Raw genomic sequence first — 13768 nt, 5'->3', positions numbered from 1 at the left:
CAAAAGGATGACGATCATGCATGCACGTGTATCTCGACTCGGCGTTTGCGCACTGGGTCTGGCGATGGCCTCCAGCCTGAATGCGGCCACCACGGTGACCGGCCAGATCACCTCCAGCCTGACACTGATTGCCAGTTGCCAGGTCAACGGTTCCGGAGCGGCCACCGGCCTGAACTTCGGTAGCCTGAACTTCGGTACCACCAACAGCCTTTTCACCAATGCCGACGCCCAATTGCTCGGCGGCACCGGCACCGGGGGCGCGCTGTCGATCCTGTGTTCCAGCGGCACCACGCCAGCGGTGAAGGTGCGTGCCGGTGCGAATGATGGTGCGTCTGACGGGGGCACCCGTGCGCTGGCCGACGGCGCGGGCAACTTCGTGCCGTACGACTTCTACACCGACAGCGGCCACTCGGCGCTGCTGGCGATTGACGGCGTGATCACCCTCGCCACCAGCACCGGCGTGGCGCAAACCGTGAACCTCTATGGGCGGGCGGTGGGCAAGGCCGGGCTGCCGGCGGGCACGTACTCGGACACCGTGGCTGTTGAACTGACGTTCTGATGCGCTGGCTTTGCGCCTTGCTGGCCTGTGGGCTGGCGGTGCCGCTGCCGTTGTCGGCGGTGACCAGCCAGAGCTTTCAGGTGAGCGCGACGATTACGCCGGGCTGTTTGATCGTTGGCGGCAGCGCCAATTACGGCGCACTGAATTACGGCAGTTACTCGGCCCTGGCCACCAGCACCGTGACTGCCGCGCTGACCGGCGGTGTGACCCTGCAATGCACGCCGGGGGTGGCGTTGAGCATGAGCGTCGACGGCGGCCTGCATAACAGCAGCGGGCGCAACTTGCAGCTCAACAGCGGCAGTGCGCGGGTGGCGTACCAGCTGTTTCGGGACGCGGCGTTCAGCCAGAGCCTGGGGGTCAGTCAAAGCGTCAGCGTGACGTACAGCGATGCAAACACCATCAGCCTGCCGATCTATGGGCGGGTGGTATTACCGGGCAATCAGCCTGGGGGGACGTACAGCGACACGTTGCAGGTGCAACTGACGTGGTAGGGCTTATCGGTATAAGGAGTGGTTTTATGCGTTCACCTTCCCGGCGGCTGTGGGCCGCGGGCATGGCCCTGGGGGCGTTGTGCACGGCGGGGTTGGCGCAGGCCGCCAGCTCGGTGCTGATCTGGCCCATCGACCCGGTGCTGGAAGCGGATCAACAGGCCAGCGCGCTGTGGCTGGAGAACCGCGGCACGGAAACCGCGAGCCTGCAGATTCGCGTATTTGCCTGGAGCCAGAGCGGCTTCGACGAGCAGTACCAGAACCAGCGCGATGTGATCGGCAGCCCGCCGGTGGCCAGGATCGAGCCGGGGCAGAAGCAACTGGTGCGCCTGACCCGCACGCGTGAAGTGCCGCCGGGCCAGGAGTTGGCCTATCGCATCATCATTGATGAAATCCCCTCGCCGTTGCAGGTGCCTACGCCGCCGGAAGGCAAGAATACGGCGGCGGCGATCCGCTTCCAGATGCGCTACTCGGTACCGTTGTTCGCCTACGGCGCGGGGCTGTGGAGCAAAGAGGACGCCACGCGTCAGCGCGATCCGGCAGGCGCGGGCAAGCCGGACCTGAGTTGGCACAAGGTCACGGTGGCGGGGCGCAACTACATCGAGGTGCGAAACCAGGGCGCCGTGCATGCGCGGCTGACCGATGCGTCGTTCAAACAGAGCGGGCAGCCCCGGCCGCTGGTGGAGGGTTTATTGGGGTATGTGCTGCCCGGCGCGACCATGCGCTGGCCGGTTCCGGATGCGGTGTCGGCTGATCAGCCGTTGCAGGTTCGCGTCAACGGTGCAGCGCAGTTGGAGAGCCTTGCGCCGAAGCGTTGAGGGTGGTGTAGCGGGGCTCGGAAGCTCCGGGTGTTAAGCGGATGGAGATGTCCATTGAAGGACACAACGCCATGGTGAGTCGTGGTCGGGCTCGTCATCTATGGCTGTCGGTGGTGGTCAGCGGGCTGTGGGGCGCGGCAGTGGCGGGCGACCTGCCGCCGCCGCCGAGCAGTATGGAGGCTGTCGCCGATGCACAGCTGTTTCTGGAGTTGGTGGTCAACCAGATGGACACCGGCCGCGTCATTGCCGTCGACCAGCGCGCCGGGCAGCTATATGTGCCGGCGGGGGCGCTGCAGGACGTGGGCATGAAGCTGCCCGGTGAACTCAGCGGCAGCGTGGCGCTGGACGCAATCCCCGGCCTGCACAGCGATTACGACAGCAACGGCCAGCGCCTGCTGATCGACGTACCGCCGTCGTGGCTGCAGGAGCAGTTCATCGGCAACCGCAACACCTATCCGCGCACCCAGGCCATGAGCAGCTTTGGCGCCTTGCTCAACTACGATCTGTATTTCAACGACACCGATGAAGGCGGCAGCTACCTCGCGGCCTGGAACGAAGTGCGGCTGTTCGACAACTGGGGCACGTTGTCCAACACCGGGCAGGTCCGCCAGACCCTGGCCGACGGTATCAACGACAGTACCCTCAACAATGGTTACCGGCGTTACGACACCACCTGGCGCTTCTCTGATGATGAACGGATGCTCACCTATGAAGCGGGCGATGTAATCAGCGGTTCGCTGCCCTGGAGCAGCTCGGTGCGCTTGGGCGGGGTGCAGTTTTCGCGCGACTTTGCGGTGCGCCCCGACCTGGTCACTTATCCCTTGCCGCAATTTGCCGGTGAGGCGGCGGTGCCGTCGTCGGTGGATTTGTTCATCAACGGCTACAAATCCGAAAGCGCGCTGCTGCAACCTGGCCCTTACACCCTGACCAACGTCCCGTTTATCAACGGTGCGGGTGAAGCGGTGGTGGTGACCACCGATGCCTTGGGTCGTCAGGTGTCGACCACGGTGCCGTTCTACGTCACCAGCACGTTGCTGCAACAAGGCTTGACGGATTTTTCGGTGGCGGCCGGGACGTTGCGCCGCGACTACACCGTGCGGGATTTTTCCTATGGGCCAGGAGTGACCAGCGCGACGTTGCGTTACGGCTATTCCGACAACCTGACCCTGGAAAGCCACGCCGAAGCGTCCAGTGACCTGACCCTCGGCGGGCTGGGTGGCAACGTGCGACTGGGCCACTTCGGCGTGCTCAACACGGCCCTCAGCCAGAGCCAGTTCGAAGGCCGCAACGGCCAGCAACTGAGCCTGGGTTATCAGTACAACAGCAGCCATTACAGCCTGTCCTACCAACGGGTCGAACGGCGCGCCGACTACGCCGACCTGACGCTGGTCGACACGCCCTACGCGAGTTTGAGCAAGCGCAGTGAACAGGTGACCTTGAGCCTTAATCTTGAGCGTTTCGGCAGCCTGGGCCTGGGCTATTTCGACGTGCAGGCCGCAGACGACTCGCGCACGCGGTTGCTCAACCTGAGCTGGAGCAAACCGTTGTGGCGCAACACCAGCTTCTACCTGTCGGCCAACCGCGAGATCGGCGACAGCAACTGGGCCATGCAGGCGCAACTGGTCATCCCGTTCGACCTCAACGGCAGCCTCGCGCTGAGCACCGAGCGTGGTAAGGACGGCACTGGCCGCCAGCGGATCAACTACAGCAGCGCCGTGCCCAGCCAAGGTGGGTTCGGCTATAACCTGGGCTATGCCCAGGGCGACGCACCCAGCTATCGACAGGCTGACTTGACCTGGCGCTTGCAGTCGGTGCAACTGCAGGCCGGCGTGTATGGCAGCAGCGATGCCGAGACGCGCTGGGCGGATGCCAGCGGTTCGTTGGTGTGGATGGGCGGCGACACCTTTGCCGCCAACCGCATCAATGATGCGTTTGTGGTGGTGAGTACGCAGGGCTTTGCCGGGATTCCGGTGCGTTACGAGAACCAACTGGTGGGCGAGACCGACCGCAACGGGCATTTGCTGGTGCCCTGGAGCAGTGCGTATTACCGGGGCAAGTATGAAATCGACCCACTGAACCTGCCGCTCAATGTGCAGAGCCCCAACGTGGAACAACGGGTCTCGGTGCGCCGTGGCGCGGGTTATCTGCTGGAATTCCCGCTGCGCCGCGTGCTGGCGGCGAGCGTCACGCTGGTGGACAGCCAGCACCAGGAATTGCCCCTGGGCAGCCTGGTGGTGCATGAGCAAAGCGGCCAGCAGGCGGTGGTGGGCTGGGATGGTTTGGTGTACCTGGAAAACCTGTCGGCCCATAACACCTTGCAGGTGACGCTGGGGCCAGGACGTACCTGCCAGGCGACCTTCGATGTGGACGAGCAACAACAAGGCGTGCCGCTGATCGGGCCGTTGGTGTGCCAGTGAGGGGCAAGGCATGCCTGCTGCTCGGGCTGCTGCTGTCAGGCCCGGCGATGGCGGCGTGCTCGGTGGTCACCAGCGCGCCGGCCAGTTTCGGCTCGATCAGTTCGATGACCGTGCGCACGGCCGCGCAAACCAGTTCGACCACCAACGCCGGGTTGCGCTGCACATCGGCGCTGATTTCGCTGCTGGTGCCGTCGGACCACTTCTACGCCACCATCACCTCGACCCAGAGCGGCATGGTCGGGCCGACCGGTGACGTGATCGGCTACACACTCTACGGCAACAACAGCAGCAGCTATCCGATCACCCGAGGCACACAGTTCGATTTTGGTGGCGCCGGGGGGATTGCCCAGGTGTTGGGGTTGATCGCGGGGCCCGGGGCGAAAACCGTGCCGCTGTACCTGAGCAGCATCACTGGCAGCAACGTGGCGGCGGGCCTGTATACCGAGACGTTGAACATTGCCTGGAACTGGAATTATTGCTCGGGCATCGGCCTTGGCGGGATCTGCCTGGGGCGTGATATCGGCAATGCCGTCGCGACCCTGACAGTCAGCATGACCGTCACCAACGACTGCCAGATCACCGCGCCCAATATCAGCTTTGGCAGCGCCCCGGTGGTCAGTGGGTTCACGGCCGTAACGGGGCAGACTGTCAACATCGCCTGCACCAAAGGCAGCGCCTACACCGTGGGCCTGAGCGATGGCCAGAACCCGCTGAGTGTGGGCGGGCGGCGGCGCATGATCTCGGGCAGCAACTACCTGGCCTACGACATTTTCAAAAGCGCCGGCACCACGCGTTGGGGCAGTGTCGGCGCGGCGCGGCGGGCCAGCTCCACGGCCGAGGTCAACCCCGGTAATGGCTTGGGCACTGGCAGCCAGGTATTCAACTACAACGCCAGAATCTACACCGACCAGACCACGCCCCCCGCCGGCACCTACCTCGACAACGTGGTGTTGGACGTCGGTTTCTAGAACGGCTGCATGGACGGCGGCGGCTGATCCGTGGGGCTGACCACCGCATAGTTGTAGCCGCCGCCAGACCAGTATTGCGCCTGCAACCCATCCGCCGAGCGCTGGCCACGGGGCAGGAAACCGTTGTTCGGGCCCGGTGGGCGAATGTAGAAACTGATGCGCCGACCGTGCGGGTCTTCGTACAGCACCATGGCGGCGGCGCCTTGCTCGGTGGTGAGCAACCGGCCGCTGACCGGCTTGAAACCTGACTGGCTCAAGTCCGGCAGGCGATGGGCCTGGTTGAAGTAGCGGTCGAGCCAGGCCTGCATGGTGCCACTGTCCTGGCCGTTGTAGTCGGCGGGCATGATGCCTTCCTGGGCAAACAGACGGAACGCTTGCATCGCGTCGGCCATCGGCAACATCGACGTTTGCGTGGCTTCGCGGGCGTGCCAGCCGCCGAGGCCGCCAAGGCTCACGGCAATCAGCAACACCGCCGCCGTGGCGAAGTGACGGCGCGATTGCTGCTTGATGCGCTGGCGGATCAGCGCCGGGTCCAGCGCCGGGTTGGCCGGCTGTTGCAAGGCGCCGCTGAGTGACGCGCGCAGCAATTGCGCGTCGTGCTGCCAGGCCTGTACCTGGGCCGCGACCTCGGGGTGAGCGGCCAGATAGGTGTCGAGTACACGGCGATCGCTCTCCAGGAGTTGGTGATCGACGTAGGCATGCAGGTCGCGTTCGCTGGGGGGCAGGCTGATCATTTGAGTATCCGCAGGGAAGGGCTGGCAATTTCGCCATCGCTGAGTTGGCGCAAGGCTTGGCGTGCGCGGGACAAGCGCGACATCACGGTGCCCATGGGCACGTCGAGGATGTCGGCGACTTCCTTGTAGCTCAAGCCTTCTACCGACACCCATAACAGCAGGGCGCGCTGTTCGGTGTTGAGCTGATCGAAGGCTTGCAGGGTCGACTGGGCGATCACCGTACGCTCCACCGATGGCTGTGCATCGTCGCGGCCGGTAAAAAATTCCAGCATGCGTGCATAGCGGCGGGTGCGGCGGTGGGCGTCGAGGAACTGCCGGTAGAGGATCGAGAACAGCCACGCGCGCAGGTCGCCCTCGATGCGCTTGTCGGCCCAACGGTTGATTGCCCGCTCCAGGGTGGCCTGCACCAGGTCGTCGGCGCTGCTGGCGTTACGGGTCAGGGACACGGCAAAGCGCCGCAGCCTGGGGATGAGTTCACGTAACGGTTCGTCGAGTTCATGCATGGGTATCTGGCTGGTCACTACGCTGGGACTAGAGAGACGTCCGGCGGTAAGGGTTATTCCAGGCGGCGAAAAATAAATCCACGGCCTGGGAATAGAGCCGGTTGGCATTCGTCTCAATGCTCCGACCTTATGTTTCAACCCCCTAAGGCCTCTGGCCCTGGAGTCTGTTCATGGTAGATCACTCATCACCGCCTCGTCCCGCGCTGAGTACGGCGAGCCTGATTGCGCGCCTCGCCGGCATTGGTGCCGTGGTCGCGGTCGTTGCCGGGGCCTTTGCCTACGTCAACGGCACGCTCGACCCACAGCGGCTGCGGCCGAAAACCTTGGTCAATGCCTTGGAAACCAATAACGGCGTACACCCTGGTTTTCGCCGTAACCATGCCAAGGGCGTATGCGTGGCCGGTTATTTCGAGAGCACTCCCGAGGCGCGTGCGTACTCCAGTGCCCAAGTATTCAGCGAGGCCAAGACGCCGCTGGTCGGGCGGTTTGCCTTGCCGAGTGGCAATCCTTATGCGCCGGACAGCAGTGTGCCGATCCGCAGCTTCGCTGTGCAATTCAGCCAGGCCAATGGCCAGCAATGGCGCACCGGCATGAACAGCATGCCGGTGTTCCCGGTGGGCACGCCCGAGGCGTTCTACCAGATGCTCAAGGCCGGCGCGCCCGACCCGGCCACCGGCAAGCCGAACCCGGCGAACATGCCGGCATTTTTTGCCTCTCATCCCGAAACGGCGGCGTTTTTGGCGTGGGTCAAGACCGCGAAACCATCGGCCAGCTATGCCACCGAAACCTACAACGGCATCAACGCGTTTTACCTGGTGAGCGCTGATGGCACGCGCCAGGCTGTGCGCTGGGGCGTAGTGCCGCAGAGCCAGGACGCGGCGGGGGATGCAGCGCCGGCCGCTGCTGACTTTCTTGAGAAAGACCTGGTGCAGCGCCTGGCGTCAGGGCCGTTGCGTTGGCAGTTGAACATGACCCTGGCCAACCCCGGCGACCCGCTCGACGACGCGAGCAAGACCTGGACCGGCGAGCACAAGGTGTTGAACGCCGGCACCCTGGTGCTGCAAAGCAGCCAACCACAGGCCGACGGTGACTGCCGCGACATCAACTTCGACCCGTTGATTCTGCCCAGTGGCATCGAAGCCTCCAATGACCCACTGCTGGCCGCCCGTTCGGCGGCGTATGCCAGTTCATACCTGCGCCGTGCCGGTGAAGTCAGCCCGTTGCACAGTGCCCCTCAGGAGTCGAAACCATGAATGCCCAGCCTCGGTTTTTTGCGCCCTTGGCACGCCTGCTGCACTGGTTGATGGCGCTGCTGGTCATCGCCATGTTGTTTATCGGCGCAGGCCTGGCGGCGTCGGTGTCAGAGCGCCATGAGTGGTTGATCCACCTGCACAAGCCGCTGGGGATTGCGATCCTGGCGTTGGTGATTGTGCGTCTGGCGGTGCGCTTTTCCACCCGTCAGCCGCCATTGCCGTCTGACTTGCCGCTGTGGCAAGTGCTGGCGGCCAAGGCATCGCATCTGGTGTTGTACGCATTGATGCTGGTGTTGCCGCTGCTCGGCTGGGCGATGATCTCGGCGGCGGGCGACCCGGTGATGCTCAGCAGTTCGGTGCAACTGCCGGCGCTGGTCGGGGCCAATGCGCCGTTGTTTGCGCTGCTGCGCAAGGCCCATGGGTTCCTGGCCTACCTGCTGTTTTTGACGGTGCTGGTACACCTGGCGGCGGCGTTGTTCCACGGGCTGATTCGACGGGATGGCGTGTTGCAGAGCATGACCGGCACCAAGGACTGATGCCGGCTGGGCAGGATGGTCAGCGCAGGGCCGTGACCATATCGGCCACCGTACTCAGCACATCCTTGCCCAGTTGCCTGGAGCGCTCACCCGACCAACCGGTTTTCGGGTTGGGGCTGTCGTCGTTGTCCTTGAAGGGCATTTCCAGGGTCAGGGACAGGCAGTCGTACTTCTCGCCGACGGCATTACAGGCCAGGGTCATATTGGCTTCGCCCGGCAAGTCTCGGGTGTAGCCGTGGACGGTCTGGAAGTCGCGGGTCAGTCCACTCAAGTGCTTGCGGAAGCGATTTTCCAGCGCTTTGATGCGCGGCGTATAGCCGGGGTTGCCTTCGCAGGCGGCGGTGAACACGTAGGGGATTTCTTCGTCGCCGTGGATATCGAGGAACAGGTCGACACCGTAGCGTTCCATCTGTTGCTGCACAAACAGCACTTCCGGGCTTCTGTCTTGGCTGGCGCTTTGCCAGGCACGGTTGAGGTCCTGGCCCATGGCGTTGGTGCGCAAGTGCCCGTGGAAGGCGCCGTCGGGGTTCATATTCGGCACCAGGTACAGGTCGGCAGCGGCCAGGAGTTTTTTCATCTCGGCATCGCCGTCCTGTTGCAGGCGCTCGACGATGCCTTCCATAAACCATTCGGCCATGTGTTCGCCGGGGTGCTGCTGGGCGATGATCCAGACGTTGCGACGGCCTTCGCCACCTTTGCCGCGCCGCAGCAGCTGAATATCGCGGCCTTCGACGCTTTTACCGGTGGCCAGCAGTTGAGTGCCTGCGTCTTTCAGCGCCTGATCGATCAGCCAATCATGGCGTGCGCGGCTGTAGGGTTCGAAGTAGGCAAGCCAGGCGTGTTTCTCGCGGGTTTCGAGGCTGATGTGCAGGATCTCGCCGTCAAAGCGCGTGGGGACTCGGAACCAGTTGATGTGGTCATAGGACGCGACAGCGTTGTAACCGCTCCATGCATGCTTATACGAGGAGCCTCCCGCGTTGCTCAGGCGAAACGTGTGGGTGTGGCCCACGTGCATGCCTTCGGCCTTGAAGTGGAACCATTGGAAATGATGGCTCTGCGTGTCGGGTTTGATTGCCAGCAGTAACTGATAGGCATCGCTGGCGTCGAGCACCTGGATATTGCCACTGTCGAAGTCGGTGCTGATCTTGATGGAGGTCAAGGCCACGGTCATAGTCTGGCTGCCTGAATATGAGTGTTGTGGCAGCTATATTACACAGGAGTCCGGTAAAGCCTGGATGCAAAATTGTTGCAGGGAGGAGGGGGGCGTCGTCCATGACGCAGCCGCAGGTTAGAATCTATGAGATTGATTCTCAAGCGCTATTTCGCAGAGATGTGAACCAGAGCGCCCGACTGACTTTCTTTCGGCGATGGTCTTTTGCTACCATGCGCGCCATCAAGCAACACACAGTCTTCATTAGCCTGAAGCCATGCCAGGGAAACTGGCAAAAAAAAGACCCGGCCAAAGAGCCGGGTCAAAAACCGTGATTAGCCTGATGAGGAGATATTCCAAGAGTCCGACCTAAGGTCCCTTGGTCTATCGACTGATCTCGCGATCAGCTGGGTCCAATAATAATCATTATCATTTGCAAGTCAAATGTTTTTATCCATGAGATAGAAATATTTTTCTTACGCGCCTGTTATCCGTTCGCCCGGGCTTCTGGCCTTTGCAACGATCGCTCCACCATCGCCTTCGCCATATCAATCAAATACACCACTGAAAACGCCAGTTCGCGCTGATTGCCCTGGTGGTTGCTCGCCGATTCATAGGCGGTGGCAGCAGCGCTGCGCAACAGGTCTGAGGCGTGCACCAGGGCTTCTTCGTGGCTGATGCCTGGCTTGATGTCGAAAAAACGCTCTTGCGGGGCTGGTGCCGACATATTTTCTTTCAAGTAAAAGTCCAGCGCACGCTGTGCTGCACCGCTGCTGCGCAGGTTGTACACGTCATCATTTTCAGGTGTTTCGGGCAGTAGATACGGGCTCGTCGTCATAAGGGGCGATACTCTGTGTGGGGGGCGAAAACCTTATGCCTGATGATAGTACTTATCGTATTCATGTCGTTTTATGGATTACTACAAACTGTTTATTGCCCTGGAAAATACCTGCCGTATTGTCTGGCGCCATGGATAATTGGATCGCGTTGGTCAAGGCCAACATGAAAGACCGCAAGGTCACACAGAGTGAGCTGGCTGAACGCTTGGGCATGTCCCAGGGCGGTGTGGGCCATTGGCTCAGCAAGCGCCGGGTGCCGAGCCTGGCGGATATGAATCGGGTCCTGGAAGAACTCGGGCTGGGCGACTTGGAAGTGGTGCAGGAGGTGCGTGAAAAAACCGACGACGCGCTGATCCCGGCTAAACAGTACAACCCGTATTTTCGTTACCCGGTCGGCGAGTGGAGGGGCCTGTGCGAAGTCCGCGAAGAGCGCCCCGCTTATGGCGCCGTGCGCTTCGAATTGACCGACTACCACGCCCACGGCAACGCCTTCTGGCTCCCTGTGACGGGGGACGCCATGACAGCGCTCAGTGGCCTGAGCATCGCCGCCGGCATGCTGATCCTGGTGGACCCAGCCATCGCTGCCGAACCCGGCAAACTGGTGGTTGCCCAATGGGCCGACAGCCCACAGGCAACTTTTCGCCAGTTGATGGAAGAAAGCGGCGAACGCTATCTGGTGCCGCTCAACCCGACCTATCCGAAACGGCTGTTCACCGACGATTGCCACATCCTGGGTGTGGTCGTACAGGCCACGGCGAAGTTCTAATCGGCGGTGTCGAGTTCCACCAGCACGCAACCTTCGGCAACCATTTCGCCTTCCAGGCAGAACAGCGCCTTGACCACTCCCGCCTGGGGGGCGCGGATGCTGTGTTCCATTTTCATCGCTTCGAGCACCACCAGTTGTGTGCCGGACTCAACCGCCTGGCCAACGTCTACCAGCACCCGCACGATGCTGCCGTTCATCGGCGCCGTGAGGCCGCCCTGGTGAGACGGGTTCGCCTCCACAGCGGCAATCGGGTCGAACAGGCTCACGCCATGCATCTCGCCATCCCAACGCAAGAACACGCTGCCCTCGCGGCGTACTGCCAGGTGCGAGCGACGCACGCCTTGATATTCGATCAGCAGGTGTTCCCCACGCAGTCGCGGAGCCTCTTCACCCAATGTCACCCGGCGATCCTGCTCGTTGCAGCGTAAATGCAGCGAAATTTTGGCGGGCAGGCCTGCACGAAATCCACGGCTGTCAGCCCAAGGCCCTTCACCCGCCGGCAAGCTCTGAATGAAGGCCGCACCCGCCGCCTGCCAGAATTCGTCGCTCAACTCACCAGGCACCGGCAGCAATTGCTCCTGATAACGCGGAATAAACCCGGTATCCAGCTCGGCTGCGGCAAATGCCGGATGGCCAATGATGCGCCGCAGGAAACCCAGGTTAGTCTTCAGGCCACCCACGGCAAATTCATCAAGCATGCTCAGCAAGCGCAGACGTGCCTGCTCGCGGTCCTCGCCCCAGGCAATCAGCTTGCCGAGCATTGGGTCATAGAATGGCGACACACGGTCCCCTTGCTCGACGCCGCTGTCCACCCGGCGTCCCGGGCCTGACGCAGATTCGCGGTAGAGCGCCAGGTGCCCGGTGGCAGGCAGAAAATCATTGGCCGGGTCTTCGGCATACAAGCGCACTTCAATTGCATGGCCGATCAGCGGCACCTGTTCCTGAGTGATCGGCAGCGCTTCGCCCTGAGCTACACGAATCTGCCAGGCCACCAGGTCCAGGCCGGTAATGGCCTCGGTTACCGGGTGTTCCACCTGCAGCCGCGTGTTCATCTCCATAAAGAAGAACTCGCCGCGCGCATCCAGCAAAAACTCCACGGTACCGGCGCCCACGTAGCCAATGGCCTGTGCCGCACGCACGGCAGCTTCGCCCATGGCCCTGCGCTGTTCAGCGCTCAGCCCCGGCGCTGGCGCTTCCTCGACGACTTTTTGGTGCCGACGCTGGATCGAGCAATCTCGCTCATTGAGGTACAGGCAATGCCCTTGCTGATCGGCAAATACCTGGATCTCCACATGGCGCGGCTTGAGCAGGTATTTCTCCACCAGCATCTGGCCATTGCCAAACGACGACAGCGCTTCACGCTGGGCCGACGCCAGGGCTTCGGCGAGTTGGTCAACGTGCTCAACCACCTTCATGCCCTTGCCACCACCGCCCGCCGTGGCTTTGAGCAGCACCGGGTAGCCAATACGTTCACAGGCGGCGCGGAAGGTCTCCAGGTCCTGGGCTTCGCCGTGATAACCCGGCACCAATGGCACACCCGCGGTTTCCATCAGTGCCTTGGCGGCGGATTTGCTGCCCATGGCGTCGATGGCCGAGGCGGGCGGGCCGAGGAAGATCAGGCCGGCGGCTTCGATCGCTCGGGCGAAACCGGCGTTTTCCGACAAAAAGCCATAACCCGGATGAATCGCCTGGGCGCCGCTGGCGAGGGCGGCGGCGATGATCTTGTCGGTTTGCAGGTAACTTTCCGTGGCCTTGCTGCCGCCCAGGTCGACGCGGATATCCGCCTCGCGACTGTGCCGTGCATCGCGGTCGATGGCGCTGTGCACGGCCACCGTGGTCAGGCCCATGGCTTTGGCGGTGCGCATCACCCGGCAGGCGATTTCGCCCCGGTTGGCCACCAGCAGCGTCGTTAGAGTGCTCATGAGCGCGGCTCCTGGGATTGCCAGTTCGGTGATCTTTTTTGCAGGAACGCCCTCAACCCTTCCTGGCCCTCGGCGCTGACGCGAATCCGTGCGATGGCATTTTCGCAGTAGCGGCGCAGCGCCGGGGTGAGGGCGCCGTTGCCCACTTCACGCAGCAGGTCTTTGCTGGCGCGCATCGCCGCCGGGCTGTTTTGCAACAGGTTGGCGATCCAATGCTCCACCTGGGTATCCAGCTCACCGGCAGGGTAGCTTTCCGCCAGCAGACCGATCTCCCGCGCACGTTGGCCAGCAAAGCGCTCGGCCGTCAGGGCATAGCGCCGCGCCGCACGTTCGCCAATGGCCTGCACTACAAACGGGCTGATCACCGCCGGTGCCAGGCCAATGCGCACTTCCGACAGGCAGAACTGCGCATCGTCGGCGCCTATCGCCATGTCGCAGCAACTGATCAAGCCCAGCGCCCCCCCGTAGGCCGCGCCTTGCACCACCGCCAGGGTCGGGATTTTCAGCTTGGCCAGGTTGTACATCAGCTCGGCGAGTTCGCGGGCGTCGTCCAGGTTGGTGTGGTAATCCAGCTCGGCCGACTGCTGCATCCAGGCCAGATCCGCACCGGCGCTGAAGTGCTTGCCGCGTCCGCGCAGCACCAGAAAGCGCAGGGCTGGGTCGCTTTGCACGTGGTCGAGGGCAATGATCAGTTCGCGGATCATTTCGGCGTTGAACGCATTGTTCTTGGCTTCACGACTGAGCCAGAGCGTGGCAAAACCACGGCTGTCGGTGATCAGTTCGAGGGTATTGAAATCGCTCATGGGGTACAGCTC

14 protein-coding genes are annotated in these 13768 nt (G+C 62.7%); 8 read left to right on the top strand and 6 right to left on the bottom strand.

Annotated elements, in window-relative coordinates:
- The first annotated feature begins 16 nt into the window (after window positions 1–16).
- From NDJ82_RS00930 to NDJ82_RS00910, 5 genes are all read left to right on the top strand, one after another.
- On the top strand, window positions 17–559 hold the full coding sequence (locus tag NDJ82_RS00930; protein ID WP_099586663.1) for a Csu type fimbrial protein: 543 nt from the start codon (window positions 17–19) through the stop codon (window positions 557–559).
- Complete coding sequence (locus tag NDJ82_RS00925; RefSeq protein ID WP_099586664.1) at window positions 559–1050, top strand: Csu type fimbrial protein; 492 nt, start codon at window positions 559–561, stop codon at window positions 1048–1050. The genes NDJ82_RS00930 and NDJ82_RS00925 overlap by 1 nt, the downstream gene beginning before the upstream one ends.
- Before the next feature lie 26 nt (window positions 1051–1076).
- Window positions 1077–1865, top strand: a complete 789-nt coding sequence (locus NDJ82_RS00920; protein WP_250924782.1) for a fimbrial biogenesis chaperone — start codon at window positions 1077–1079, stop codon at window positions 1863–1865.
- A gap of 71 nt (window positions 1866–1936) precedes the next feature.
- Window positions 1937–4282 carry a fimbria/pilus outer membrane usher protein gene (locus NDJ82_RS00915; RefSeq protein ID WP_250924959.1) on the top strand — a complete coding sequence of 782 codons (2346 nt, stop codon included), beginning with the start codon at window positions 1937–1939 and terminating at the stop codon, window positions 4280–4282.
- 47 nt (window positions 4283–4329) lie between these two features.
- Window positions 4330–5250: a Csu type fimbrial protein gene (locus NDJ82_RS00910; RefSeq protein ID WP_250924958.1), complete on the top strand. Its 921-nt coding sequence runs from the start codon at window positions 4330–4332 to the stop codon at window positions 5248–5250.
- Here NDJ82_RS00910 and NDJ82_RS00905 read toward each other — a convergent pair.
- The gene (locus tag NDJ82_RS00905; protein ID WP_099586667.1) at window positions 5247–5984 is read right to left on the bottom strand and encodes an anti-sigma factor family protein; all 738 of its coding nucleotides are present in this window, start codon (window positions 5982–5984) and stop codon (window positions 5247–5249) included. The two genes, NDJ82_RS00910 and NDJ82_RS00905, sit on opposite strands and share 4 nt — an antisense overlap.
- On the bottom strand, window positions 5981–6487 hold the full coding sequence (locus NDJ82_RS00900) for a sigma-70 family RNA polymerase sigma factor (protein ID WP_099586668.1): 507 nt from the start codon (window positions 6485–6487) through the stop codon (window positions 5981–5983). The genes NDJ82_RS00905 and NDJ82_RS00900 overlap by 4 nt, the downstream gene beginning before the upstream one ends.
- Window positions 6488–6657: 170 nt before the next feature.
- On the opposite strand from NDJ82_RS00900, the gene NDJ82_RS00895 reads away from it, so the two are divergent.
- Complete coding sequence (locus NDJ82_RS00895; protein WP_112195996.1) at window positions 6658–7740, top strand: catalase family peroxidase; 1083 nt, start codon at window positions 6658–6660, stop codon at window positions 7738–7740.
- A complete protein-coding gene (locus NDJ82_RS00890) occupies window positions 7737–8276 on the top strand; it encodes a cytochrome b (protein ID WP_099586673.1) in 540 nt (179 codons plus the stop codon). The genes NDJ82_RS00895 and NDJ82_RS00890 overlap by 4 nt, the downstream gene beginning before the upstream one ends.
- 19 nt (window positions 8277–8295) lie before the next feature.
- On the opposite strand, the gene NDJ82_RS00885 is transcribed toward NDJ82_RS00890, so the two are convergent.
- Together NDJ82_RS00885 and NDJ82_RS00880 are read right to left on the bottom strand one after the other, a co-directional pair.
- Entirely contained in the window at window positions 8296–9447 is a 1152-nt protein-coding gene (locus NDJ82_RS00885) for a M14 family metallopeptidase (protein ID WP_250924781.1), read from the bottom strand.
- Window positions 9448–9913: 466 nt separating this feature from the next.
- On the bottom strand, window positions 9914–10264 hold the full coding sequence (locus NDJ82_RS00880; protein ID WP_112195994.1) for a DUF6124 family protein: 351 nt from the start codon (window positions 10262–10264) through the stop codon (window positions 9914–9916).
- A gap of 131 nt (window positions 10265–10395) precedes the next feature.
- On the opposite strand from NDJ82_RS00880, the gene NDJ82_RS00875 reads away from it, so the two are divergent.
- Window positions 10396–11031: a LexA family protein gene (locus NDJ82_RS00875; protein WP_099586677.1), complete on the top strand. Its 636-nt coding sequence runs from the start codon at window positions 10396–10398 to the stop codon at window positions 11029–11031.
- Here the strand turns inward: NDJ82_RS00875 and NDJ82_RS00870 are convergent.
- Both NDJ82_RS00870 and NDJ82_RS00865 read right to left on the bottom strand, forming a co-directional pair.
- Window positions 11028–12953, bottom strand: a complete 1926-nt coding sequence (locus NDJ82_RS00870) for an acetyl/propionyl/methylcrotonyl-CoA carboxylase subunit alpha (RefSeq protein ID WP_250924780.1) — start codon at window positions 12951–12953, stop codon at window positions 11028–11030. The genes NDJ82_RS00875 and NDJ82_RS00870 overlap by 4 nt on opposite strands.
- A complete protein-coding gene (locus tag NDJ82_RS00865; protein WP_250924779.1) occupies window positions 12950–13756 on the bottom strand; it encodes a gamma-carboxygeranoyl-CoA hydratase in 807 nt (268 codons plus the stop codon). Before NDJ82_RS00865 ends, NDJ82_RS00870 begins: the two co-directional genes overlap by 4 nt.
- Between the last annotated feature and the right edge of the window lie 12 nt (window positions 13757–13768).

Origin of the sequence: Pseudomonas sp. SR18, assembly GCF_023701505.1 — a bacterium.
GTDB lineage: Bacteria > Pseudomonadota > Gammaproteobacteria > Pseudomonadales > Pseudomonadaceae > Aquipseudomonas > Aquipseudomonas cyclaminis.
This window is presented reverse-complemented; position numbering and strand designations above follow the sequence as displayed.